28 protein-coding genes, 2 riboswitches and 1 other annotated feature are annotated in these 25,688 nt (G+C 40.7%); of the genes, 19 read left to right on the forward strand and 9 right to left on the reverse strand.

Annotated elements, in window-relative coordinates; all coding sequences use genetic code 11:
• Positions 1 to 7 precede the first annotated feature (7 nt).
• Both KVT11_RS15325 and KVT11_RS15330 read right to left on the reverse strand, forming a co-directional pair.
• On the reverse strand, positions 8 to 1,090 hold the full coding sequence (locus KVT11_RS15325; RefSeq protein ID WP_210552314.1) for a helix-turn-helix domain-containing protein: 1,083 nt from the start codon (positions 1,088 to 1,090) through the stop codon (positions 8 to 10).
• Positions 1,091 to 2,752: a 2-isopropylmalate synthase gene (locus KVT11_RS15330; RefSeq protein ID WP_210552315.1), complete on the reverse strand. Its 1,662-nt coding sequence runs from the start codon at positions 2,750 to 2,752 to the stop codon at positions 1,091 to 1,093.
• A 55-nt stretch (positions 2,753 to 2,807) separates the two neighbouring features.
• Positions 2,808 to 3,072 (reverse strand) — a binding site (T-box leader).
• A 409-nt stretch (positions 3,073 to 3,481) separates the two neighbouring features.
• Between KVT11_RS15330 and KVT11_RS15335 the strand changes: the two genes are divergently transcribed.
• Together KVT11_RS15335 and KVT11_RS15340 are read left to right on the forward strand one after the other, a co-directional pair.
• Complete coding sequence (locus KVT11_RS15335; protein ID WP_210552316.1) at positions 3,482 to 4,354, forward strand: AraC family transcriptional regulator; 873 nt, start codon at positions 3,482 to 3,484, stop codon at positions 4,352 to 4,354.
• 13 nt (positions 4,355 to 4,367) lie between these two features.
• Complete coding sequence (locus KVT11_RS15340; RefSeq protein ID WP_210552317.1) at positions 4,368 to 4,940, forward strand: GNAT family N-acetyltransferase; 573 nt, start codon at positions 4,368 to 4,370, stop codon at positions 4,938 to 4,940.
• A gap of 119 nt (positions 4,941 to 5,059) precedes the next feature.
• On the opposite strand, the gene KVT11_RS15345 is transcribed toward KVT11_RS15340, so the two are convergent.
• From KVT11_RS15345 to KVT11_RS15370, 6 genes are all read right to left on the reverse strand, one after another.
• On the reverse strand, positions 5,060 to 5,887 hold the full coding sequence (locus KVT11_RS15345; RefSeq protein ID WP_210552318.1) for a hypothetical protein: 828 nt from the start codon (positions 5,885 to 5,887) through the stop codon (positions 5,060 to 5,062).
• Between the two features lie 19 nt (positions 5,888 to 5,906).
• Complete coding sequence (locus tag KVT11_RS15350; protein ID WP_210552319.1) at positions 5,907 to 6,635, reverse strand: CPBP family intramembrane glutamic endopeptidase; 729 nt, start codon at positions 6,633 to 6,635, stop codon at positions 5,907 to 5,909.
• 95 nt (positions 6,636 to 6,730) lie between these two features.
• The gene (locus KVT11_RS15355) at positions 6,731 to 7,141 is read right to left on the reverse strand and encodes a hypothetical protein (RefSeq protein ID WP_116307558.1); all 411 of its coding nucleotides are present in this window, start codon (positions 7,139 to 7,141) and stop codon (positions 6,731 to 6,733) included.
• 5 nt (positions 7,142 to 7,146) lie between these two features.
• On the reverse strand, positions 7,147 to 7,599 hold the full coding sequence (locus tag KVT11_RS15360; protein ID WP_116307560.1) for a LytTR family DNA-binding domain-containing protein: 453 nt from the start codon (positions 7,597 to 7,599) through the stop codon (positions 7,147 to 7,149).
• 15 nt (positions 7,600 to 7,614) lie between these two features.
• Positions 7,615 to 8,184, reverse strand: a complete 570-nt coding sequence (locus KVT11_RS15365; protein WP_116307562.1) for a GNAT family N-acetyltransferase — start codon at positions 8,182 to 8,184, stop codon at positions 7,615 to 7,617.
• A 4-nt stretch (positions 8,185 to 8,188) separates the two neighbouring features.
• Positions 8,189 to 8,374 (reverse strand): hypothetical protein, encoded by a 186-nt coding sequence (locus KVT11_RS15370; protein WP_056705714.1) that lies wholly within the window; start codon positions 8,372 to 8,374, stop codon positions 8,189 to 8,191.
• Between the two features lie 179 nt (positions 8,375 to 8,553).
• Between KVT11_RS15370 and KVT11_RS15375 the strand changes: the two genes are divergently transcribed.
• Positions 8,554 to 9,099, forward strand: a complete 546-nt coding sequence (locus KVT11_RS15375; protein WP_035391460.1) for a sigma-70 family RNA polymerase sigma factor — start codon at positions 8,554 to 8,556, stop codon at positions 9,097 to 9,099.
• On the forward strand, positions 9,068 to 10,516 hold the full coding sequence (locus KVT11_RS15380) for a DUF4179 domain-containing protein (RefSeq protein ID WP_116307564.1): 1,449 nt from the start codon (positions 9,068 to 9,070) through the stop codon (positions 10,514 to 10,516). The genes KVT11_RS15375 and KVT11_RS15380 overlap by 32 nt, the downstream gene beginning before the upstream one ends.
• A gap of 18 nt (positions 10,517 to 10,534) precedes the next feature.
• Here KVT11_RS15380 and KVT11_RS15385 read toward each other — a convergent pair whose 3' ends face one another.
• A complete protein-coding gene (locus tag KVT11_RS15385) occupies positions 10,535 to 11,722 on the reverse strand; it encodes an MFS transporter (RefSeq protein WP_076822773.1) in 1,188 nt (395 codons plus the stop codon).
• Between the two features lie 100 nt (positions 11,723 to 11,822).
• Here KVT11_RS15385 and KVT11_RS15390 point away from each other — a divergent pair, with 100 nt between their 5' ends.
• The 15 genes from KVT11_RS15390 (at position 11,823) to purF (ending at position 25,651) form a co-directional block, all read left to right on the forward strand.
• Positions 11,823 to 12,701 (forward strand): LysR family transcriptional regulator, encoded by an 879-nt coding sequence (locus tag KVT11_RS15390; protein WP_116307566.1) that lies wholly within the window; start codon positions 11,823 to 11,825, stop codon positions 12,699 to 12,701.
• A gap of 126 nt (positions 12,702 to 12,827) precedes the next feature.
• Positions 12,828 to 12,929: riboswitch (purine riboswitch) on the forward strand.
• Positions 12,930 to 13,074: 145 nt separating this feature from the next.
• Positions 13,075 to 14,400, forward strand: coding sequence for an NCS2 family permease (locus KVT11_RS15395; protein WP_024719393.1), 1,326 nt, complete (start codon positions 13,075 to 13,077; stop codon positions 14,398 to 14,400).
• 206 nt (positions 14,401 to 14,606) lie between these two features.
• On the forward strand, positions 14,607 to 14,768 hold the full coding sequence (locus KVT11_RS15400) for a hypothetical protein (RefSeq protein WP_008344307.1): 162 nt from the start codon (positions 14,607 to 14,609) through the stop codon (positions 14,766 to 14,768).
• 18 nt (positions 14,769 to 14,786) lie between these two features.
• Complete coding sequence (locus tag KVT11_RS15405) at positions 14,787 to 14,969, forward strand: YezD family protein (protein WP_008344304.1); 183 nt, start codon at positions 14,787 to 14,789, stop codon at positions 14,967 to 14,969.
• A gap of 217 nt (positions 14,970 to 15,186) precedes the next feature.
• On the forward strand, positions 15,187 to 15,984 hold the full coding sequence (locus KVT11_RS15410) for a hypothetical protein (protein ID WP_116307568.1): 798 nt from the start codon (positions 15,187 to 15,189) through the stop codon (positions 15,982 to 15,984).
• 306 nt (positions 15,985 to 16,290) lie between these two features.
• The gene (locus KVT11_RS15415) at positions 16,291 to 16,845 is read left to right on the forward strand and encodes a DUF2179 domain-containing protein (RefSeq protein ID WP_008344300.1); all 555 of its coding nucleotides are present in this window, start codon (positions 16,291 to 16,293) and stop codon (positions 16,843 to 16,845) included.
• Entirely contained in the window at positions 16,842 to 17,042 is a 201-nt protein-coding gene (locus KVT11_RS15420) for an NETI motif-containing protein (protein WP_017366746.1), read from the forward strand. The genes KVT11_RS15415 and KVT11_RS15420 overlap by 4 nt, the downstream gene beginning before the upstream one ends.
• A gap of 79 nt (positions 17,043 to 17,121) precedes the next feature.
• Positions 17,122 to 17,223, forward strand: a riboswitch (purine riboswitch).
• 169 nt (positions 17,224 to 17,392) lie between these two features.
• Positions 17,393 to 17,881 (forward strand): 5-(carboxyamino)imidazole ribonucleotide mutase, encoded by a 489-nt coding sequence (purE, locus tag KVT11_RS15425; protein ID WP_017359824.1) that lies wholly within the window; start codon positions 17,393 to 17,395, stop codon positions 17,879 to 17,881.
• Complete coding sequence (purK, locus tag KVT11_RS15430) at positions 17,874 to 19,016, forward strand: 5-(carboxyamino)imidazole ribonucleotide synthase (protein ID WP_035391450.1); 1,143 nt, start codon at positions 17,874 to 17,876, stop codon at positions 19,014 to 19,016. Before purE ends, purK begins: the two co-directional genes overlap by 8 nt.
• A complete protein-coding gene (gene purB, locus KVT11_RS15435; protein ID WP_017359822.1) occupies positions 19,013 to 20,308 on the forward strand; it encodes an adenylosuccinate lyase in 1,296 nt (431 codons plus the stop codon). Before purK ends, purB begins: the two co-directional genes overlap by 4 nt.
• 72 nt (positions 20,309 to 20,380) lie before the next feature.
• Complete coding sequence (gene purC, locus KVT11_RS15440; RefSeq protein WP_007496901.1) at positions 20,381 to 21,103, forward strand: phosphoribosylaminoimidazolesuccinocarboxamide synthase; 723 nt, start codon at positions 20,381 to 20,383, stop codon at positions 21,101 to 21,103.
• A complete protein-coding gene (gene purS, locus KVT11_RS15445) occupies positions 21,096 to 21,350 on the forward strand; it encodes a phosphoribosylformylglycinamidine synthase subunit PurS (RefSeq protein WP_003214349.1) in 255 nt (84 codons plus the stop codon). Before purC ends, purS begins: the two co-directional genes overlap by 8 nt.
• Entirely contained in the window at positions 21,347 to 22,030 is a 684-nt protein-coding gene (gene purQ / locus KVT11_RS15450; RefSeq protein ID WP_008344292.1) for a phosphoribosylformylglycinamidine synthase subunit PurQ, read from the forward strand. Before purS ends, purQ begins: the two co-directional genes overlap by 4 nt.
• Positions 22,014 to 24,245, forward strand: coding sequence for a phosphoribosylformylglycinamidine synthase subunit PurL (gene purL / locus KVT11_RS15455; RefSeq protein ID WP_008344291.1), 2,232 nt, complete (start codon positions 22,014 to 22,016; stop codon positions 24,243 to 24,245). Before purQ ends, purL begins: the two co-directional genes overlap by 17 nt.
• Positions 24,221 to 25,651, forward strand: a complete 1,431-nt coding sequence (purF, locus tag KVT11_RS15460) for an amidophosphoribosyltransferase (protein WP_017359819.1) — start codon at positions 24,221 to 24,223, stop codon at positions 25,649 to 25,651. Before purL ends, purF begins: the two co-directional genes overlap by 25 nt.
• Positions 25,652 to 25,688 lie beyond the last annotated feature (37 nt).

Consider the following 25,688-nt stretch of genomic DNA (forward strand, 5'->3'; position numbering starts at 1 on the left):
CTCCTTTTTATTCGTGTTGATTTGAAGTTTGCTCGACTTTATTATTTAAACGATATTGATGTGGTGTTAGATGATACTTTTTCTTAAATAAACGAATGAAATGCTCTACATTTTGATAACCAACGGCTCCCGCAATATCATCTATTTGTAATTCACTACCGGTTATCATTTCGCAGGCTTTTTCCAATCTTATTTCTTGTCGAATCTCACGAAATGATTTGCCGAGTTTACGAGCTATATATCTAGACAGATAAGATTGTGAAAGGTTAAATTCCTCTGCCATCTTCTGGATTGTTATATGCTCACAACATTGCTGAATATATTGAAGCATTTGAATCATACGTATATCACTATATGGTTTGACCTGAATGACGTTCATATGACTTGGTTTGAATCTTAATAAAAGACATAATAATATCTCAAACAAATTATTCATAATCAACTGGTATCCAGGAAACCGATTGTGATTTTCTGTAAATAGATGCAGAGAGCAGTCTAGCAAATTTTTATCCAAGTGACTATGGAAAATAAGAATATGTTTATTTTCTTTTATATACAATGCATTCAAAAAGAACTCTGAAATGACATGATTTCCTTTTAACATTTTAAAAAACACTTTTTGAAAAGTACTTTTACGGATCATGATTTGGATTGCAATTGTATTCTCCATTACAATTGGTTTGTGTATTGTGTCAGGTGGAATAAAGACAATATCTCCTGATTTTAAAGCGATTTTTTTATCTTCCACTTCTACATACATCTCATTTTCCAGAACATAGATCATCTCAAAGAAATCATGGATAGCCGACAATTGAGGCATAAAACGGCTATACTTTCTCACTTCGATATCTTTCTCCTGACCTAACCACATGGTATCCTCTTTTTCAAATTCGTTCTGCCCTCTTAGCAAAAATTCTTCTATATATATTTGCTTTTGCATGAAATTGTTTTGATCATAATCCTTCAAAAGTAATTGCAATGATTGATTGTCATGCTTTTTCTGTTGGTATTGTTGATAAAAGATTTCTTGTTCGTTGTACTCTCTTAAATATTGCATCGCTTCATGTTTTTCAAGTGTATCTGTTTCCATCTACATCCAAACCTCTAGTTTATTTACTGCAACCACCAGGGCCTTCACTGTTGCTTCTATAATATCTTTATCGATTCCAGCACCCCAATGCATTTTTCCTTGATATGAAATACCAATCTGTGCACAGGCTTTTGCTTGAGAATCCTTGCCCAAAGAATTCTGTTCATAGACTTCCAAATCATACTCGAGATGAAAATGTGCTTTTAACGCATTACTGATTGCATCTAAACTTCCAGTGCCAGTTCCTTGTATGTCAATTTGTTGATGATCTCTCAGCAAAGTTAAGGTGACTTCTTGCTTCTCTCCTTTATGAAATTGATAATCAAGCAGCTGGAAATGAGGGTGAAAATCAACATACTGCTCTTTAAAAACATGATATATTTCTTCGACAGACAATTCCCTATTTGTCTGATCAGATACTTTCTTCGCTGCATATCCCATGGCTTCATTCATTTGATAAGGAAGTTGAATGCCATAATTTGTTTCTAATATATAGCCTATGCCGCCTTTTCCAGACTGGCTATTGATTCGAATCACATCCGTTTGATAATTCCTCCCCAAGTCAACTGGATCTATTGGGATATACGGAACGTCCCATTTATCAACATGATGTTCCTTTCTATATTTCATCCCTTTAGATATCGCATCTTGATGTGACCCAGAAAATGCGGTGAAAACCATCTCCCCAGAATATGGCTGTCTCTCATGAACAGTGATTTTTGTTAGTTTTTCATATTTTTTACGAATCGCTTCTAGGTTATTGAAATTCAATTGTGGATCATAACCTTGTGAGTACATATTCATCGCCAAAGTAATCAAGTCTACGTTCCCTGTACGTTCACCGATACCAAATAATGTCCCTTCGACTCTTTCGGCACCAGCTAGCACACCAAATTCTGCATCACTCACCCCAGACCCGCGGTCATTATGAGGGTGAACAGACAATGTCACACTGTCTCGGTAAGACAGATTTTTTTGTATATACTCAATCTGACTTGCAAAGATATGAGGCATTGAATATTCAACTGTTGTCGGAATATTGATGATCGCTTTGTGATGTGGTGTCGGTTTCCAAATATCTAAAACACTATTACAAATATCTAACGCGTAATCCACTTCTGTTCCTGGAAAGCTTTCAGGACTATATTGAAAATAAATATCACTTTCTGTTTTTTCGGCCAGTTCTTTTACTAAAATAGCGCCATCAATGGCAATTTGTTTAATTTCATCTTTTGTTTTCTTAAATACTTGTCTGCGCTGCGCTTCTGACGTCGAATTATATAAATGAACAATCGCTTTCGGTACCCCCTTAATGGCTTCGAAGGTTCGGCGGATAATATGCTCTCTCGCTTGCGTGATCACCATAATCGTGACATCGTCTGGAATCATATGACGATCAATCAGTGTCTGTAATAGCTTAAACTCCGTATCATTAGCAGCTGGAAATGCGATTTCAATTTCTTTAAAACCGATCTCTACTAGTAACTGAAACATATCCAATTTTTCTTCTAAGTTCATAGGAATAGGTAATGCTTGATTTCCATCCCGTAAGTCCACACTGCACCATATCGGAGCACGTTCTAATGTTTCTTTCTTCACCCAATCATAAGTAAGGTTCGGTGGCAAAAAGTATTTTTTTTCGTATTTTTTGTGGTTAAACATCATCGATTCCTCCTGTAAATGGAAATAAAAAAAGCCTATCATCTCCAAGATTGAACTTGGAGACGAAAGACTTCTTCTTACGCGGTACCACCCCTGTTTCATGATAACTTTACATTATCATGCCCTTATTCGGATACAGATTGTTATATCTTATATCCTTCCCGTATAACGGTGGGGTGCCGACCTTAACTACATCAATCATTTTCATTTCACTAAGGCTACTCTAAGGTGAGTTCCCTGCCTTTATGTTATTGCTTCTCATCAACCAGCAACTTTCTGACAACATTTCGGCAAGTACTATTCCTTATCATCGCATTCTCATTTTTCTGATTTTTTCTATTATACCAAGATGACAAAAAAGAGATAGTGGTAAGGATATCTTTTTTAATTGATTTTTTTTGTCCTATGGGTGTCTTGTCTTCATTTTTAATTTTATTTCACTTCTGTTTTAATGGTAGAATAACTAGCGTTTTTTGCTAGAGTTTGAAGCGGTAATTCATCTTTCAGATGTTAATGGTCCTTGAATCGTTTTCTCATGTTCTTGATAGGACAACCGAGCACATCTTTACCTTACGAGTTTAATATAACGGAAATCATTTTTAAGAAACTTGACTTTTTGTGCTATGGAAATTGAATGATTATTTTGTGGAAGGTTATTTAAAAATAGCACAAATGATCAAAAAGTAAGAGGAGGGAAGTAATAAAATAAAAGTAGAGGAGGGAGAAACAATGGATTACTATGAGAGAATACAGCATTCGATTGAGTTTATTGAGGAGAATCTTCAAAACAATATAAGTATAAAGGATATTTCCTCGAAATCCTGCTTTTCAGCGTTTCATTTTCAACGACTGTTTCAAGCCATTACAGGTTTTTCTGTGCAAGAGTATATCAGAAATAGAAGGCTCTCTGAAGCTGCTAGGTTACTGAAAGAAACAAATCAAAATATTTTACACATAGCGATTGCGTTCCAGTATGGTTCTCAAGAAGCGTTCGCCCGTGCTTTTTTACAATTCTTTGGGGTGACACCAGGCAGGTTTCGAAAAGAGGAAATGGAGTTAAAGAAACAAAACAAAATGGATTTTTTAGCGTATCAATCTAAGTTAGACAGTGAATTCAATATGAATAAACCTGTCATGACTCAATTAAACAAATTTTATATTATTGGTTACGAGTATCAAACGAATCTTCAAAGAGAGGAATATTTCACGGACATTCCTTTGTTTTATATGGATTTTGGAAAAAAGGAGTATTATCAACAGATTCCAAAGAGAAAAGCACCTCATATGGCTTATGGTGTATCTACTTCCTTTCATGATGATGGCCGTTTTTCGTTTGTGGTAGGGGAAGAAGTGGAGGAATCCGATATAGATTTAAATGAAGGGTTTGTAAAAATAGTGATTCCTGAGGGGAGATATGCAGAATTTAAAGTGAGTGGCTCTCATGAAATGGTGCAAAACACTAGAAGATATATCTATGGTAGCTGGCTCCCAAATTCTAATTATGAAAGAACGAGTGGACCAGATTTTGAAATAACAGATGTCTTACATTCGAATGGCCCGAACGATATCAAAATGAAAATCTATATTCCTATCGAGGAATAAGGGGGATTAAGAGATGAAAATAGAAAGTCTTTTTGGTACTTTTCCTGTAGTTGCGTCAAAGAATCTATTATTAAAAAAGGTGGAAGAACGTCATTTGCCAGAGTTATTTTCAATTTACGACAATGACACAGTCTTTCAGTATTGTGGGATCATTCCCAAACATAATCTCCAAACGGTAAAAAAAATGATTGGACATTTTGAACGAGATTATACGAAGAAAAGCAGAGTGAAATGGGGAATCTTTCAAAAGGATAATTCTCATACGCTAGTTGGTATCATCGAAACAATGGACATCAATCAAAAAGTGAATGCGGTGACGATTGGTTATTTCTTTGCAGAGGAACATTGGGGAAAAGGCATAGCAACAGAAGCTGTCTCTACACTAGTGAAATTTCTGTTTGAAGAGATTGATATCAATAGAATTCAAGCGGAAGTCATGCCAGCAAATGAGGTATCAAAAAAAGTCCTATTGAAAAATGGTTTTATCAAAGAAGGACTGCTTAGACAAGCTGTTTTATGGTCTGGCAAAGGAGTTGTTGATGTAGAAATATACAGCATGCTGAAAGAGGATTACATGAGTGAATAAGCTTGATAACATGATGCTGATATAGCGTTTAAGATATCAGCTTTTTATGATCTCATTTTTCTTTTATCAGAACCCTTTTAGAAAATAAAAAAGCGAGCACTGAGCTCGCTCATTATGGTTTATTTCAATTCGTTGGAAAATCGAATCTGTCTATCTTTTAGTTCATCATAAAATGTGAAGTGTTGTAACTTCAATTCTTCACAGACTTTTTTGATCATCCATTTGCCCCGTTCTTCAATCCTAATATTGACTTTATGTAGGTACTCACTTAATTCTTGTTCATTTTGAGGTTTTAATTGATTGTAATTTCCTATACCTGCAAAATGACCTTCCCAAAATTCACTCACTGTCCATTCCTCATCATCGTTCACATAAGGTTGAAGGAAATATCGTTCGACGAACTGTTTCCAACAGCCTAATGGTTGAAAGAATTCAAATAGTGAATACATCGTAACATCCCAATAATCTTGAGAAAATTTATAACGACCCGTATTCATCCAATGTGGTAATACGATGAAGTTCCCAATGCAGTGGGTGTCAGTAGCGAATTTTTCAAACTTATGTTTGATATGAGAATAATAAGTTAGTGTTTTAAAATGATTGAAAGTCGTTATAAAGGAATTCATTGTTTCTCCACGGATCAAGTTGTAACGGTCTAAATTAAGCTGTGATTCAGACTTTGGCTCATAATCAGTACGCCAAAGTAATTGATAAATATAAAAGGGTTCTTTATCACAGTCAGCATCACGACCCCTTCTTTTAGTGACATTGCAAATTCCGATTTCTGTCAGTTTACGACTTTTATAATCTAATATTAACTCAATTGATGATTTATCTTTCGGTATCGGCTCTTTGATATAACTTTGTTTAAAATCCCATTCCCAAGGCTTGATTTCAAGTTCTTCACACTTTTCAAACCAGCCTTCTATCCATGTGTTCCCCTTCATTTCTTTCCTCCTCTTTTCATTATCTATTGAACACTTTTTTCATTCTTAATCTTCTCCACAACACCACCGCAAGAACAAGCAAAATGACACATTGAATCGAAAGCAAAAGCATTTGTAATTCCACAGGCGTTTGCCCATTTGTGGTTTGATCCACAATATTATGAACGGCATGCCATAAGATCACCCATTGCAAGCTGTTCGTGAGTGCCACGATTTCAGCTGCAACGAATCCAAATAAAAAGGCGAAGAGGATTTGTGCGACTGTTAAGGTGAGGCTTTTTCCGCTTAGTAGATTCGCAGCATGACCGAGACCGAATAGTACGGCGGAGCCCCATATGGCAGTGCTCAAGTTAATTTGTTTTAAATATTGAAACAGAATGCCTCGAAAGATTCCTTCTTCAAAAAGACCGACACACACCATGAAGAAACAAAGTGCTAGAAAGGAAGAAACAGTTAAATCCTTGTTGAATCCAGCAATAAACGGAATGGCCTCGATGATCAGGATCGGAAATATCCACATACCGAGAGAGCCTTTTTGAAATCCTACTTCTTTCAAGTGAAAACGACTTTTTTGAATAATGAATAGAAGTAAAAGACACCCAACCAGCATGGCGCATCCATTGATGAGATAGATGGTCATTGGGTCGGTTACTTCTTTGATGGATAGGTAGACACCTGCGCTTGTTGGAATGATTAAAGAAAAGAGCAGTAGAAGTACTGATTTTCGAATGATTGTCATTGGTTTCATTGTTGATTCCCCCCTCTAATGTCAGAGTAATGGAATCAAGAAGAAGTCACAATGAAATCTTCCTAACATGTCAATTTTTAGCCCTAAGATGCGCTTTAAGATGTTGTTCGTTTCTTTCGCTGCTGTAAAAGGTCGTTGATTTCCTCAGCTGTTGCTTGATCTTTTTTATACAATAGGTACTTGATCACAAAGAATAAAGCCATGACCACAAGGAAATTCACGATGAATGAAAGGAGACTGATTTCAGCGCTGACGATGATGATGGTGGTCATAATCATACACATCACAAGGACGATATATAGAATTTGTTGAAAAAGAATCCGTTGATGGCTGTACGTTTGTTTTGGGTATAGCAAGAAGGTCAGGGCGCTTGAAAAAAAGGAACTGAACATGATGGCTTGTAAAATATAGATGGGCATCGTTCCAAACGTGAAACAGTAAATCAATACGAGTGCAGTAAAGATTATACAAAATGTGATCAAAAGATTTGTGATATAACGTTTCATCCTGTTCACTTCCTTCGTAACCCAAGTTTCTCTTTTAATGATTGGATATAAAAACGTGAAATCATCACCTTTTCCTCATTTGTAAGCTTTGCTTCAAAACGACCGCTTGTTTTAGGAGAAATAGCGGAAATAGAATCTATATTTAGAATCATCGATTTTGAAATCCTGACATAATCGTGCGCTTCAAGCTGTTTTTCAAGTTCAAATAACTTTTCCTTTAAGAGAAACACTCCATCTGACGTATACAAGAACGATCTTTTATCAACGCTTACTATATATAAAATGTCGTGATAATAGACCTTTTTCACTCTTTCTTTCGTGGGTTCTTGTGCTAAGAAATAGGGGGCTGACTGCTCCACTTGCTGGACAAGTTTTTCAATCGCTGGATTGAGTTCATAAATGTGAAAAGAAACATACTCTGGTTTTGGCTTTTGGATGAAATGAATATCCGTTTTCATTTGTTTCTCCTCTGTTTAATAGGATTTTTCGTAATCTCTCTTCAAAATTGAATACATATACACATCATCGAATCCCTTCTGACCCAATTCATACTCTCTTAATAAACCCTCTTGTACAAAATGTATCTTCTCCAATAATTGAACAGAAGACGTATTTGCTGGATCAATGATGGCTTCAATCCGATTCAAGTTCATCTCCTGAAATCCATACCGCAACACCGCAGTAATCGCTTCCTTCATGATGCCTTTTCTCCAATGATCATGGTGTAATTCATAGCCAATTTCCGTACGGCGGTGCTGTTTTTCTAGATTGAGAAAGCCGCAGCTACCGATGATGGCTGGATTTTCTTTTAGAGATATTCCCCAGCGGATGCCTGTTTGTTCTTTGAAGATATTGTCATACCACTTGATTTCTCCTTTTGTGTCTTCGATTGTTTCATGTGCATCAATGCCCATGTAGCGGCACACGGTTTCATTTGATAAGTAGAGGTGCATATCCTCAGCGTCTTTGATCGTTGCTTGTTTTAAGATTAGTCTTTCGGTATGAATTGTTGGAAATGATTGTGGAAAAGTGATTTTGTTCATGTGTTTATCCTCCATGTGATGTCTTTTGTTCTGTACATGCCTTACAATAAAAAACCCCTTCATTCCTTAGCCAAGCCTTCACTTCTGTCATCCCTCGTCTTTTTGGATAGATCAGCTTAACGTACACTTCTTCGTTACCTTCTATTTTCTTTTGGCAGCTAGCACAAGCAGGTTCTTCAAATAGAAACAATCAATATCCTCCTTTTTGTAGATATTTCTTCCATTATATCAAAAGTTCAATACGATCTTTGCGGCCTATTCTTCACTTTCTCTATTTTTGTCCGACATATGTTGAGTAAAAGAAATTTTTGTTTGTTGAAACCGTTTGAGAGAAACTTTGCTCTAACAGGTGTAGGAGGTGTGGATGAGATGAAACAAGTGCGTCTAATTAAAAAAGCACAAAAAGGGAATGTCCCGGCATTTGAGACATTAATGCTGATGTATCAAGAGCGTTTATATAAAACGGCTTTTCTCTACACAAGAAATAAAGAGGATTCGTTAGATGCTGTTCAGGAGACGGTCATGAAAGCATTTAAGCATTTATCTGGATTAAAAGAACCGGCTTATTTTTCTACATGGCTGACTAGGATTTTGATTCATACGATTTTTGCGATGAAGAAAAAGCAGCAAGATGTTGTTCCGTTTGAACAGCATCATGAAAGCGTTGAGCGTCATGATTTTTTGGAAGACAAGCTCGATTTAAAAAATGCACTAGATGTATTAGATGAGCAATATCAGCTCGTGATTCAGCTATTTTATTTTCAAGATTATTCGATTTCAATGATTTCTGAACAGATGGGTGTGCCCGAAGGAACGGTCAAAACTCATTTGTATCGAGCAAGAAAGTTATTAAAGCAAACATTGGAGAAGGAGGAGAGTGTCGATGGAACGAAAAGAAATGAAAAAGCTTTATGAAGAGATTGATGTACCAAAAGTTGAATTGACCTCTGCAATTCGTCAAGCAATGGGAGATGTGAAAGCGGAAAAGAAAAGACGTTGGTTCACATGGAATTGGAGAACGCCAATCTATTCAATTATCGCCCTTGTTGTCCTTTACTTTTCATCAGGCTTCATTTTTCCTTCTCTTAATACAGCGATGGCTCGAGTGCCGTTTGTTGGACAGTTATATATGATGTTTCACGATAAAGTAGGAATGTCTCTTTTTCAGAGTGAGTTGGTGAAGCATGTCAATGAGGGGGCTGAATCAAGAGGGGTTACTGTGAAAGTAAACAGTGTGTATTATGATGCAGGGCGGCTTGTTTATACGTTTACTGTGGAGAATTTGAATACAAAGGAAGATTCTGTACCATTCATAGTCAACAACTTCGATCGTATAAATGACACTTTCCAACCGAGTTACGACAATCAGGGATTGAAAAAAATGAAAGATGGCCGCTATGTTGGGCAGACGGAAGTCTATACAAATGGACAAACGATCAAACAAGGTCAGCAAGTACCGCTTGTTATTTCGAAGATTGGGGATATTGTAGGGAATTGGCGCTTCAAGTTACCTGTGGTCAAGCAAAAAACCACTTTATTAGCGGGACAAAAAGACGTGTCTATTTTAAATGGACGTTATCAAATAAGAAATGTAAAGGTAGAAAACGGAGTGAATGGCTCTGCAATTCAATATGCCATTGATTACAATGGTTTTGCCAAAGATGATAAAGTCAGTATAGATGGAATGAAGGATAATTTAGGGAATGAGTATCAGCTTGAGATTGGAACCGTTTTAAGAAAAAAACAAATGTCTTCTGACAAAACTAGAAAAGATCATTTAACGATTTTGAATCAGCCGATCAATCCAAAGGCGACTGAATTGACATTTGACACATATGTGAATATCGAACGGGAAGAAAGCAAAATCATTCCTCTTCAGACAAAGCTGCCTGTTCAGTTCAAAACAAAACACCATGGCATCGGAATCAAAATCAATAAGATAGAGCAAAAAGACCGTTCTGTGATTGTTGATTATCAATTTACTGGAGTAGATCAAAAAGAATTAGATCAGGATGTGATGGAGAATATAGGTGAATTCATTGGATTAGGCGATGTTGAAAAGATGAAATCATGGCCCGATCCACAAGCAGACTATGAAAGCGGATATTACTTGAAAGGGAACCATGCGAAGATGACGAATTTAAAGACAGCTTCCATGCAATCCACCTTTGAATTTGATAATAAGGAGTTAGATACTTTATCATTAAACCATTTTTCATTTAAAGAATATGGGCTTTATATTGATTTGTCAGAGCTGAATATGTTGGCACCACAGAAGGCGATAACGGTAACCATTCCAGTCAAAAAAGAAACATCAAAAGCTAGTCGATAAATAAGCAAGCGAACATGATTACACATGTTCGCTTTTTATCTGTTGATGTGCCAGTCGATTGCGATTGAACGAGTACCGAATCAACATCAACGCAACAAAACTGGCTAGCCCCCCGATCCAACTTAAATTCGTTACATTTGTATATTGAATAATCAGACCACCCATTGACGAGCCGAGCATCATACCGATATTCATAATCGCTGTATTAAAGCTCAGCACGGTTTCCGATGTTTCGGGTTTTAGGGAGATGAGATAAAATTGCTTGGCTGGTGTTGTTGTCCATGTGGCGGTGCCCCAAATGGCGAGCGTGATGAAGACGCCAACTACAGAAAATTGTGTAAAAGATAATGCAAAGAGCATGAGCATCTGAACCGTGATGCTGATTGTAATGGTTCGGTTTGGTCCCCATTGATCGACAGCGTATCCACCAAAGCGCGAGCCAATAAAAGCGGAGATGCCTAAGACAAGCAAGGCAATGCTTGTCAGTTCAAGTGTAAATCCGGATGTTTGCCGCAATAATGGCGAAATGTAAGCAAATACCATCGTGTAACCTAAAATCCAAAAGGCTGTCGTGGCTAAGCCGCTTAACACCCTACGGTCTTGAAGAATTTGCATTTGCTGTTTGAATGGCACATGGGAATGTCCCTCCATAGGCGGTAATAATCGATACAGAAGAAACAAGAGACAAGCGGTCCCTATTGCAATGATGAGAAAAATGGCATGCCAATCTACATATCCTGCTAAAAATGTTCCAATCGGTACACCGAGTACTAGTGAAACTGTAAATCCAGTGATTACTGTTGCCATCGCACTCCCCTTTTTTTCTGGCGGGGCGAGCTGCGCTGCATAATTTGTTGCGAGTACAATATATAAGCCGCCACTCATGGCCATGATGACCCGTGAGAGCATGAGCAGCATAAAGTGATGGCTAAAAAAGGCGAGCACATTCCCCGCTATAAACATGGAAATTGCCGATAAAAGAACCTTTTTTCGATTCAATTTCGATGTGGCCATGACTAAAAAGAGGGCACCCACGGCATAAAAAAGAGAATAGATGGTGATGAGCTGTCCCGCAACCGGGATGGAGATGCGCAGATCGTCAGAAATGATGTCCAGTATGCCTGATACGACGAATTCTGAAGTGCCTGTGACGAAAGAACCGACGGCTAAAAGAAATATGAGCAATGGATAAGATGTACTTTTCATTTTGAACCCTTCCTTTATGTTGAAACGTTGTATTCATTTTAAATTCCGTGCTAACATAAGTAAAATTGATGTTTTTCATGAAAGGGATGAGTGAATACTCATGAGCTTTGTTCGATTCGAGACGATGGCTAAAGTGGTCGAGCTAGGCAGTTTTACCGCCGCAGCTGAAGCGTTAAATATGACACAGTCTGCCGTGAGTCATGCGGTGGCAAGTTTAGAGACGGAGTGGGGCGTGTCTTTATTCGTGCGTGACCGAAAAAAGGGCATTACGCTGACAGATACCGGTGAAACCCTTCTTCCGCATATAAGAGAAGTGCTAAATCGAGTAGAGAAAATTCAACAGGAAATTGCGCTCACCAAAAATATTGAATCTGGCTTGATTCGGATTGGAACATTTGCCAGTGCATCCGCTTGTTTATTGCCAAAGCTACTTGTGAGCTATCAGAAAAAGCACCCAAAGATTGAATTTAAATTCTATGAGGGGACATATGAAGAAATATTGGAGTGGCTCGATTCTGGCATTATTGATGTTGGGTTTGTTGTAAAAGGTAAAGCGGATGAAGCGTTTCATCTATTGCCACTTATGAAAGATAAAATGGTGGTCGCCTATCACGAAAATCATCGTTTTAAGCAGCAGCCAATTGTAGACATGGAAGAATTAGCAGATGAACCATTTATTATGCCAACTGGCATGTATCAATCCCATGTAGAGGATATTTTTGCAGAGGCGCAAATCAAGCCGTCTATTTTATTTGAAGTGCATGATTGTACGACCATTGCCCGCATGGTTGGGGAAGGACTTGGTGTGACGATAGGTCCTGAGTTATTCCTGAAAACACAGCAACTTGTGCAGATCAGTCATCTGAATGTATCGCATCATCGTGAGGTGGCGCTTGCCTGTCCATCGCTCACGCAAGCTTCTCCTGCTGTGAAGGCATTTTTCGATGTAGCAGAAACGGTTTTTGCCAGAATTCAGTGATGGGTGTATAAAGAACTAGATGTGATTTTCCAAATTCGTGTAATAAGACGAATGAAGCGGACATTTCTTTGAAAAATGTTCGCTTTTTGTATTGTGTTTTAAAAATGAAGTTGGTACAATAGACACAGAAATCAAATAGATAGAAGTCGTATAATGGCGGGGATATGGCCCGCAAGTTTCTACCAAGCTACCGTAAATGGCTTGACTACGTCAATTCACACTCGTTTGATATAAATCATGCATTGTTCTTGTTTGATGTCACGGTCTGAATTCACATTGTAGTCAAGCGTCCCAAAAACTGTTGGGGCGTTTTTTATTTGACTTGTGAATGGGGCAGACTAAAGCAAAAGGACATGAAGGGAGTCAGTTGGCTTTGAAACAGTTTTTTCAGTTTGATGAGTTAGGTACGAATTATCGCAGAGAGATCATCGGCGGTTTAACGACATTTTTGTCGATGGCTTACATCTTGTTTGTCAATCCGATCACACTTGCTTTAGTAGCAGTACCGGATTTTCCAGATAAATTACGAATTGATCAGGGGGCTGTCTTTACAGCAACGGCGTTAGCTTCTGCGGCAGGTTGTTTCCTGATGGGATTGATCGCCAGGTACCCGATTGCGATTGCACCAGGTATGGGACTGAATGCGTTCTTCGCTTTCTCAGTGGTTCTTGGTATGGGAATCTCATGGCAGGCAGCACTTTCCGGTGTGTTTGTTTCAGGATTGATTTTCGTTGCTCTTTCTTTAACAGGTTTTCGTGAAAAAATCATCAATGCTATTCCGAGTGAGCTGAAGCTGGCGGTTGGTGCAGGGATTGGTTTGTTCATTACATTTGTAGGGCTTCAAGGCTCTGGCATTATTGCCAATAACGATAATACGCTTGTATCGATCGGGAATATTCATAGTGGTCCTGTCCTGTTAACGGTATTTGGTATCGTTGTGACTGTCATTTTAATGGTTCTTCGTGTGAATGCAGGTGTCTTCATTGGGATGCTTGTGACAGCCATTGCTGGAATGATCTTTGGTCTTGTGCCAGTTCCATCTCAAATTATCGGAAGCATTCCAAGTTTGTCTCCAACCTTTGGTCAAGCTTTGATTCACTTGCCAGACATCTTCTCCATTCAAATGCTTGTGGTCATTTTAACGTTCCTATTCGTTGGGTTCTTTGATACAGCTGGTACACTTGTGGCTGTGGCAACGCAGGCTGGTTTAATGAAAAATAATGAGCTGCCTCGTGCAGGAAGAGCGCTTCTGGCGGATTCTTCTTCTATCGTCGTCGGTTCTGTTCTTGGTACATCAACGACGACGTCTTATGTTGAATCTAGTTCAGGTGTTGCTGCGGGTGCCCGCTCTGGGTTTGCAGCCGTCGTGACAGGTATTTTCTTCTTACTTGCGATGTTCTTCTCGCCACTATTATCTGTCGTGACATCAAATGTAACGGCACCTGCTTTAATCATTGTAGGTGCACTGATGGTAGCACCTCTTGCGAAGATCGCATGGGATCGTTTTGAAATTGCGGTACCGGCTTTCTTAACCATGATTATGATGCCACTGACATATAGTATTGCGACAGGGATTGCAATTGGTTTCATTTTCTACCCGATCACCATGATCTTTAAAGGAAAAGCAAAAGAAGTGCATCCAATTATGTACGGCCTGTTTGTCATCTTTATTCTATATTTTGCTTTCTTAAATCATTAATCGTTTGTCTGAAACAGCAGCTCATGGAGGCTGCTGTTTTTTGTAGGGAAATTTTAAAAACATAGTTGACTTATAGGAATTATGTGTTTATGATAAAAAGACATAATTCGCTGATTGGATCACCAAAGGCGCTTTGATTTCCTTTTTTCTATAGAAGGGTTCAGAGTGCCTTTTTTCTTGCATTCATCATAACGGGAGGGGATGACTTGTCACGCTGGCTTAGGCAGGTGATTGAGCGGAAAAAGCAGGTATTGATTGAGCAGCTCCTTTTATGGGGGCATGAAGAAAAACATGAAGCGCTCATGCACTATACGATTCATGAGCTGGAAAATGAGGTTCTCTATTTAAAAGAGCGCAAGCAAAATTAGTGGGATGGGGGATGAGCGATGGATGAACAAAAGCTGAATTTTATTTTATCTGCCTTAAAAGGGATTGAATACGGGTCGGTGGTGATCACCATTCATAATGGACAAATTACACAAGTCGATACGACAGAAAAGACTCGTTTCCCCGCACACCAAGAGAATCTTCGGATTCAGAAAGCAAAGCAGGGGCGCTATCGTTCATGAAAAGTAATGAAAGATGATGAAAAGCTGATCCACTCATCAGCTTTTTTGTTTTGTCTTATTTTCTCTCCATTTAAAACCTCTTCATTCTTTTATCCGTCTATTCGTATGAACGTCAAGGAATCTTGACTGAATAGAGAGACTCCGCTACTTTAATAGGAGTCATCCGGGCAGGTCACCTGAGCCTGTGCGGATTGTCTGAGATAGGAGTTGATATGGGATGTTAGAGAAAGATCAAGAGCAGGTCACATCCGAAACGAAAAACGAAAACGAAGAGCCATCAATAGATCAAGAAACAAGGCAGTCCCGCCTCAGCCGCAGTGCTGCAAAACGAGGAAGAACGGCTAAGCCAGCTGATGAAGAGCGTTCAGCCATTCAGCGCATTGCAAGAGGTGTAGGCGGTGCGTTTAAGCGCTATGGCTCATATGGGCTCGCGATGTTAAAATCACCGAGTCGTGCGATCCATCAAGCGGACACTTTACGCATGAAGTACGCCTGGATTTCAATTGTGTTATTCAGTGTGTTTTTTGCTTTAGGCAACTACGTTCAATTAAAGGCGTCAAAGACCCGTTTATTAGGTTTTGGTATTCATTATTCTTTTGGTGACGCCTTTTTGAAGGTAGCGGTCTTTACACTCATTCTGTTGACACTGATGATGCTGACGGTTTGGGTGCTCGGTAAGTACATGCTGAAAGGGAACATATCGCTGAAAGAAGTGATCACGAAGTTCGGTGCCGTGCTTGTGCCGGTTTTGGTTTTATCTATCCTTTGGCTTGTATTTGCCATGCTGAATATTCCATTTGTAACGGTGATTTTATCCGTGATGATGTTTTTTGGTCTTCAGCTGATTGCCATTGTGCTCTTCCGCTCCATTCAATCAGAGCAAGATGCTGTACGGGGAGACTTGATGTATGCCGGCTGGGTCTTTTTGTTGATTGAGCTCGTTATCATTGCCCTTTTATGGGGCATTGTCGGAGAGTATTTGATCCCATCACTTGTTCCAGTTCGGTTTGGATAAAAACACGTTTCAGCGTGTACTCGGTCTTTTTAAAATTCAAAGGTTTTCTATCACGCTGAAAAGAAGACAAAGGGTTAAAATAAAGTATATTTTAGCCCTTTATCAACCATCTAAAGCCTCCTTTTGAAAAAGGAGGTTTTTCATGTTGAGAAGAGGAAAAAACGGGTAAACTCTTGGTAACAAAGACCACCCCTTATTGTCGAAAGATATATGTGTTTTTCTCGCACAAATTTGATTGTATCAAGGTTTGTTCTCTAGTAGAATATGGGGTGCTTTATTTGATTTTTAGTGCAGGGGGTTCGAATCGTGCTTCAACAACTTTTATCCAATGCGTTCACCATGGTTTTGATTATTTTAGTGATTAACATTGTCTATGTCTCTTTTTCCACTATGCGTTTAATTTTAACAATGAAAGGCAGAAGGTATGCAGCCGCTTTTGCTGGTACTGTCGAGATGCTGATTTATGTCATTGGTTTGAGTATCGTGTTAGATAACTTAGATCAAGTACAAAATGTCATTGCGTATGCGCTAGGTTATGGAATTGGAATCATTGTCGGGATGAAAATTGAAGAGAAGCTGGCACTTGGCTACATTACTGTGAACGTGATTACAAAAGAAATCGATCTAGATCTCCCAAAACAATTGAGAGAAAAAGGATATGGCGTCACCAACTGGGTAGTAGGAGGTCTTGAAGGAGACCGGTCAGCGATGCAAATTTTAACACCGAGAAAATATGAACTGCAATTATATGAAACGATTAAAACGCTTGATTCAAAGGCGTTTATCATTTCGTATGAGCCCAAAACGATTCATGGCGGCTTCTGGGTGAAGGCTGTGAAGAAAAGGAGAATTAAAGAATGACCGCAAAACCAAAGAAAAAGAAATTCTACGTGGAAGACAACATGACGATTGATCAAGTGTTGTCCCAGATGGCGGACGAAGGCTACTCACCTGTCCGACGAATGGAGGAGCCCATCTTTCAGGAAAAGAAGGAAAATGGGTCGATTCAGATCATTCCGATTGGGAAAAAAATCGTATTTGAGGGAAAAATACTCTAAATCCGAACATTAAAACGACGACTTCATAGATTGTTCGATAAATCCGTTGACATCATGAACATCCGTTGTTAAGATAAACATGAAATCAAAACACGAGCCTCATATAATCTTGGGAATATGGCCCATAAGTTTCTACCCAGTTACCGTAAATGACTGGACTATGCAGGATAGTGAACAAAACTGACATGGCGTTTTAAAAGCGAACAGCGCTTACCATGGCCCGGTTTGTGTTGCTTCCTAACAATGCAATACAAACCGGGCCTTTTTGTTCGGCGTTTGACAAGCTGCTTAGGTTTGGGAAGCGTGTCAAACGATACAAAATCGAATAATAGCTTAAAGGTGGGGACAAAATGAAGCCGCTTGTAGGTGTCATCATGGGAAGTACATCTGATTGGGAAACAATGAAACATGCGTGCGATATCTTAGAGGAATTAAACATTCCGTATGAAAAACAGGTTGTATCCGCACATCGGACACCTGATTTGATGTTTGAATATGCGACTGAAGCAAGAGGTAAAGGACTCAAGGTCATTATTGCCGGTGCTGGAGGCGCAGCACATTTACCGGGGATGGTCGCAGCAAAAACGACACTGCCGGTCATTGGTGTGCCCGTACAATCAAAAGCATTAAACGGGCTGGATTCCTTATTATCCATCGTTCAAATGCCAGGCGGTGTACCTGTTGCTACAGTGGCAATCGGCAAAGCCGGTGCAACAAATGCAGGGCTTCTAGCCGCACAAATGATTTCAGCATTCGATGAAGCCGTTGCAGCACGCCTTGAAGAAAGAAGAGAGCAAACAAAACAAACTGTATTAGAAAGCAGTGATCAGCTTGGCTAAGCAGACCATTTTTCCAAACGCAACCATTGGTATCATCGGCGGCGGACAGCTTGGCAGATACATGGCCGTCAGTGCAAAGCAAATGGGCTACCGTGCAGCAGTTCTTGACCCAGTCACACTTTCTCCTTGTGGACAGGTTGCTGATACAGAAATTACAGCCGCATACAGTGACCTTGAAGCAATAAGGCAGCTGGCGGACATCAGTGATGTGGTCACATATGAATTTGAAAACATTGATTATGATGCACTCAATCAGCTGAAGGAAGAGGCGTATTTACCGCAAGGAAGCGAACTCCTTCTTTTAACCCAAAACCGTGAAACAGAGAAAAAAGGGATTGTAGATGCAGGCTGTGAAGTCGCCCCTTATCGCATCGTTCATGATGAGAAGGAACTGGAAGACGCAGTAAATGCGCTTGGTTTGCCAGCTGTGCTGAAAACATGCAGAGGCGGTTACGACGGTAAAGGACAGTACGTGATCAAAGAGAAGGATCAGCTTCATGAAGCGGCTGCACTTCTCACTCATGGGACATGTATTTTAGAAAGCTGGGTTCCTTTCCAAATGGAACTGTCTGTGATTGTGACGCGGTCTGTTCATGGGGAAATTGCGACATTCCCAGTCGCTGAGAACATTCATAAGCACAATATTTTATTCCAAAGCATCGTGCCTGCACGGGTAGATGGCAGCATTCAGGAGAAAGCAAAAGAGCTGGCAACAACGCTTGCTGAAAAGCTAGGGCTGGTCGGTACGCTTGCTGTTGAACTGTTCCTGACAAATGAAGGGAAGCTGCTCGTCAATGAACTGGCACCGCGCCCGCATAACTCTGGACATTACACATTGGATTTATGTGAGACGAGTCAGTTTGAACAGCACATTCGCGCCATATGCGGTTTGCCGCTTGGCGGAACAGCTCTTTTATCAGAGGGCATGATGGTGAATTTGCTGGGCGATGAAGTGGACATCCCAAAAGAACATCCTGAGCTTTTAAAGGAAGCGAAGCTTTATCTATATGGCAAACATGAAGTAAAAGCCGGCCGCAAAATGGGGCATATGACATTTATGAAACAGCTTGATGATGAATGGATGGCAAACATCACAAAGATATGGACTGAAAGAGATGGAGGAAACGGGAAATGATCGAACGTTACGCACGACCAGAAATGTCAGCAATCTGGACAGAGGAAAACAAATTTAATGCATGGCTTGAAGTAGAAATTCTCGCTTGTGAAGCTTGGGCAGAACTTGGCATCATTCCGAAAGAAGACGTTGTGACAATGCGCAAGAATGCAAGCTTTGATATTGATCGTATTCTAGAGATTGAACAAGACACGCGCCACGACGTGGTTGCCTTTACGCGTGCTGTATCTGAATCTCTAGGAGAAGAAAGAAAGTGGGTTCATTACGGGTTAACCTCTACAGACGTAGTGGATACGGCGCTTTCATATCTATTAAAACAGGCGAACGATATTTTGCTCAAGGACATTGAGAGATTTGTTGACATACTAAAAGAAAAAGCAAAAGAGCACAAATATACCGTCATGATGGGCCGTACACACGGTGTACACGCTGAACCGACAACATTTGGCCTAAAGCTTGGTCTTTGGTACGAGGAAATGAAGCGTAACTTAGAACGTTTTAAACAAGCAAAAGCCGGCATCGAATACGGCAAAATCTCTGGTGCTGTTGGCACATATGCGAACATTGACCCGTTTGTTGAGCAATATGTATGTGAGAAACTTGGCATCAAAGCTGCACCAATTTCAACCCAAACCTTGCAGCGTGACCGTCATGCAGATTACATGGCAACCCTTGCTTTAGTTGCAACAAGCATTGAGAAATTTGCTGTTGAAATTCGTGGTCTTCAAAAGAGTGAAACACGTGAAGTAGAAGAGTTCTTTGCAAAAGGACAAAAAGGATCATCAGCGATGCCTCATAAACGAAACCCGATCGGTTCTGAAAATATGACGGGAATTGCCCGCGTCATCCGTGGTTATATGCTGACTGCTTATGAAAATGTACCGCTTTGGCATGAACGTGATATTTCTCATTCATCTGCTGAACGCATCATTTTACCAGATGCAACGATTGCCCTGAACTACATGCTCAACCGTTTCTCAAACATCGTGAAAAACTTAACGGTTTTCCCTGAAAACATGAAGCGCAACATGGACCGCACACTCGGCTTAATTTACTCACAGCGTGTTCTGCTTGCACTCATTGATACAGGTATGGCACGAGAAGAAGCATATGACACGGTTCAGCCAAAGGCGATGGAAGCTTGGGAGAAACAAGTACCATTCCGTACATTAGTAGAAGCAGAAGAGAAAATCACTTCACGCTTAACACCTGAACAAATCGCTGACTGCTTCGATTACAACTATCACTTGAAAAATGTCGATATGATTTTCGAACGTCTAGGTCTTGCGTAAGAAATGGGCCGCCTGCTAGTCAGGCGCCTAATCCTGAAAATTGCCAACATTCAAATTAGGAGGCCAATCTGAATGACTGTGAAACAAGAACTTCTCTACGAAGGCAAAGCGAAAAGAATCTATCAGACCGATGACGAGCATATTTTATATGTTGAATATAAAGACTCAGCTACAGCATTTAACGGTGAAAAGAAAGCGGAAATTGAAGGCAAAGGCAGACTGAATAACGAAATTTCCAGCTTGATTTTTCAAATGCTACATGAGAAAGGAATCAACAATCACTTTGTGAAACGCCTATCTGAAACAGAACAGCTCATTCAAAAGGTAGACATCGTACCGCTTGAAGTCGTTGTGCGAAACGTGGTGGCAGGCAGTATGTCAAAACGTCTTGGGATTCCAGAGGGAACGAAACTGGACACACCTTTGATCGAGTTTTACTACAAAGATGATGCACTTGGCGATCCGCTCATTACAGAAGATCATATTCGCATTTTACATGCAGCGACACCTGAACAGGTCGAGGAAATGAAACAAATCACAAGACAAGTGAATGAAGAATTGAAGCAAATCTTCTCAGATTGCCATGTGAATTTAATTGATTTCAAGCTTGAATTCGGAATAGATCACGAGAATCGTATTTTGCTAGCTGATGAGATTTCACCTGATACGTGCAGGCTTTGGGACAAAGACACAAACGAAAAGCTTGATAAAGACGTGTTCAGACGAAACCTGGGCGGCTTAACAAATGCATACGAAGAAATTTTCAAAAGACTTGGAGGCCATAAACATGTATAAAGTGAAAATTTTTGTCAGCTTAAAAGAGAGCGTTCTTGATCCACAAGGAAGTGCCGTGCAGCACGCTTTGCACAGTATGTCTTATCAGGAAGTAAAGGATGTCCGTATCGGGAAATATATGGAGCTAGTCATTGAGAAATCAGATCGTGACTTAGACACAGTGGTCAAAGAAATGTGTGAAAAATTGCTTGCCAACACGGTGATTGAAGATTACCGCTATGAGGTGGAGGAGGTTGTCGCACAGTGAAGTTTGCAGTGATCGTCTTGCCTGGCTCTAACTGTGATATCGATATGTACCATGCGATTCAAGATGAGTTAGGTGAACAAGTTGAATATGTATGGCACGACGAAACGAGTCTTGATGGTTTTGACGGTGTACTCGTACCAGGCGGTTTCTCTTATGGGGATTACTTAAGATGCGGTGCGATTGCTCGTTTTTCTAACATCATGCCGGCTGTGAAAAAAGCAGCTGCGGAAGGAAAACCTGTTCTTGGTGTTTGTAACGGGTTCCAAATTCTTCAGGAGCTTGGCATTTTGCCAGGTGCAATGAGACGGAATAAAGATCTAAAATTTATCTGTCGTCCAGTTGAACTCATTGTAGAGAACAACGAAACGCAATTTACAAGCGGTTATCAAAAAGGTGAATCGATTACGATTCCTGTAGCACACGGTGAAGGCAACTTCTACTGTGACGAAGACACGTTAGCGAAGCTGATTGAACGAGGCCAAATCGCTTTCACTTACGGTGACGATATTAACGGCAGTGTCAATCGAATTGCAGGTGTAACGAATGAACAGGGCAATGTACTCGGCATGATGCCGCACCCTGAGCGCGCGGTTGACTCATTACTAGGCAGCGCAGACGGACTTAAATTGTTTCAATCTATCGTGAAAAATTGGAGGGACACTCATGTCACTACTGCTTGAACCAAGTCACAAGCAAATTAAAGAAGAGAAATTGTATCAGCAAATGGGATTGAGTGATGAAGAATTCGCTTTAATCGAATCCATTATTGGCAGGCTGCCAAACTACACAGAAACGGGTATCTTTTCTGTCATGTGGTCAGAGCATTGCAGTTATAAAAACTCAAAGCCTGTTTTAAGCAAATTCCCGACAAAAGGAGAGCATGTTCTTCAAGGTCCTGGGGAAGGCGCTGGAATCGTTGATATTGGAGACAACCAAGCGGTTGTATTTAAAATCGAATCACATAACCATCCATCTGCAATTGAACCGTATCAAGGAGCGGCAACAGGTGTTGGCGGAATCATCCGTGATGTATTCTCCATGGGTGCTCGTCCAATTGCGGTATTAAACTCTCTTCGTTTTGGTGAACTGACTTCACCGCGCGTGAAGTACTTGTTTGAAGAAGTAGTGGCAGGGATTGCAGGCTATGGAAACTGTATCGGTATTCCAACAGTCGGCGGAGAAGTTCATTTTGATCAAAGCTATGAAGGCAACCCGCTCGTTAACGCAATGTGTGTAGGGTTAATCAACCATGAAGACATCAAGAAAGGGCAGGCAAAAGGTGTTGGCAATACGGTCATGTACGTTGGTGCTAAAACGGGACGTGACGGGATTCACGGTGCAACATTTGCGTCTGAAGAATTTTCTGATGAATCAGAAGAAAAACGTTCAGCGGTTCAAGTCGGCGATCCGTTCATGGAAAAGCTTTTGCTTGAAGCATGCCTTGAAGTCATCAAAAATGATGCGCTTGTGGGCATTCAAGATATGGGAGCGGCTGGCTTAACTAGCTCAAGTGCAGAGATGGCAAGTAAAGCCGGTTCAGGTATCGAAATGAACCTAGACCTGATCCCTCAGCGTGAAACAGGCATGTCAGCGTATGAAATGATGCTGTCTGAATCCCAAGAGAGAATGCTGTTGGTCATTGAAAAAGGCCGTGAGCAAGAAATCATTGATATTTTTGAAAAATACGATCTTGAAGCAGTCTCAGTCGGTCATGTGACAGACGATAAAATGCTTCGTTTACTCCATCAAGGAGAAGTAGTGTGTGAGCTTCCAGTTGATGCACTTGCAGAAGAAGCACCGGTTTATCACAAGCCGTCAAGTGAGCCTGCATACTATCGTGAGTTTTTAGAAACAAAAGTGGAAGCTCCAGCGATCACAGATGCAGCAGATACATTGAAACAGCTGTTAAAACAGCCAACGATTGCGAGTAAAGAATGGGTTTACGATCAATACGACTATATGGTTCGTACAAACACAGTCGTTGCACCTGGCTCTGATGCGGGTGTGCTCAGAATCCGTGGGACGAAAAAAGCTCTTGCGATGACAACAGATTGTAACGCACGTTATCTCTACCTTGATCCAGAGGTCGGCGGGAAGATCGCCGTTGCAGAAGCCGCACGTAACATTGTCTGCTCAGGCGCTCGTCCGCTTGCAGTAACAGATAACTTGAACTTCGGTAACCCGGAGAAACCAGAAATCTTCTGGCAGATTGAAAAGTCTGCTGACGGCATTAGCGAAGCTTGCCGTACATTAAGCACACCGGTCATCGGCGGTAACGTCTCTTTATATAACGAGTCAAATGGAACAGCCATTTACCCAACGCCAGTTATTGGCATGGTTGGTTTGATTGAAGATACAGCTCATATTACGACTCAATCGTTCCAGCAGGCAGGCGATGTGATTTTCGTCATTGGTGAAACGAAGGAAGAATTCGCAGGCAGTGAGCTTCAAAAAATGACAGAAGGCCGTATCTACGGAAAAGCACCAGAAATTGATTTGGATGTAGAACTGGCGCGTCAAGAAGCCCTATTAGCAGCAATTCAAAACGGACTTGTTCAGTCAGCACATGATGTGTCTGAAGGCGGTCTTGGTGTAGCTTTAGCTGAAAGTACATTTGGAACAGATGGTCTTGGCGCTGATATCCAGATCGATCTAAACAGCGCAGCATCACTATTCAGTGAATCGCAGTCACGTTTTGTCGTCACAGTGAAACCAGAAAACCGCGAAGCGTTTGCTGCGGCTGTGCAAGATGCAAAAGAAGTTGGAACGGTCACAAATGATGGTGTATTCACTGTCAAAAATCAAGAAGGACAACAATGGATTCATGCGGCAGTCAACGAGCTTGAACGCGCATGGAAAGGAGCGATCCCATGCTTGCTGAAATCAGAGGCTTAAACGAAGAATGTGGCGTCTTTGGGGTTTGGGGACACGAAGAAGCCCCGCAAATCACCTATTACGGATTGCATAGCCTTCAGCACCGAGGACAAGAAGGTGCAGGAATTATTGCAACAGACGGTGAAAACCTGACGTCACACAAAGGCCTTGGACTGATTACGGAAGTGTTCCAAAATGGTGAGCTTAAGGATTTAAAGGGAAAAGGTGCGATCGGACACGTTCGGTATGCGACAGCAGGCGGAGGCGGCTTTGAGAATGTGCAACCCCTCTTCTTCCGCTCACAAAACAATGGCAGCCTTGCCCTTGCTCATAATGGAAACTTGGTCAATGCAACGCAATTAAAACAGCAGCTAGAGAACCAAGGAAGTATTTTTCAAACGTCTTCTGATACCGAAGTGCTCGCTCACTTAATTAAGCGTAGCGGATATATGGATTTGAAGGATCAAATCAAAAATGCTCTGTCCATGCTAAAAGGAGCTTATGCTTTCTTAATTATGACGGAAACAGAAATGATCGTAGCGCTTGATCCGAACGGATTACGCCCACTTTCACTTGGTATGCTTGGGGATGCTTATGTTGTCGCTTCTGAAACATGTGCCTTTGATGTCGTTGGTGCTACCTATTTACGTGATGTGGAGCCTGGCGAAATGCTGATCATTAATGATGAAGGCTTAAAATCTGAGCGCTTCTCGATGAACATTAACCGCAGCATGTGCAGCATGGAATACATTTATTTCTCAAGACCTGACAGCAATATCAATGGCATCAACGTGCATAGTGCGAGAAAGAATCTTGGCAAGAAGCTTGCAGAAGAAGCTCATGTCGAAGCAGATGTCGTGACAGGTGTGCCAGACTCCAGTATTTCTGCAGCGATTGGCTATGCCGAAGCAACAGGTATTCCATATGAGCTAGGTTTAATTAAAAACCGTTATGTCGGCCGGACATTTATTCAGCCGTCTCAAGCATTGCGTGAGCAGGGCGTGCGAATGAAGCTGTCTGCTGTGCGCGGGGTGGTCGAAGGCAAACGTGTCGTCATGGTGGATGATTCCATCGTACGAGGAACAACAAGCCGCCGGATTGTGACGATGCTAAGAGAAGCAGGTGCGACGGAAGTGCATGTACGCATTAGTTCACCGCCAATCGCTCATCCGTGTTTTTATGGAATTGATACGTCTACACACGAAGAGCTGATTGCGTCATCTCATTCAGTGGAAGAAATTAGACAGGAAATCGGTGCAGACACCATTGCATTTTTATCTGTAGACGGTTTAATGGACGGGATTGGCAGAAAGTATGATGATCCGCAGCGCGGTCAGTGTTTAGCATGCTTTACTGGAAAATACCCGACCGAAATTTATGAAGATACTGTCCTTCCTCATGTGAAGGAAACAGTCCTGACGAAATAATCGAATAATGGAGCAGCAGTCAACGTGATTTGATATG

The organism is Bacillus sp. GbtcB10, assembly GCF_019091365.1.
Lineage (GTDB): Bacteria > Bacillota > Bacilli > Bacillales > Bacillaceae > Bacillus > Bacillus altitudinis.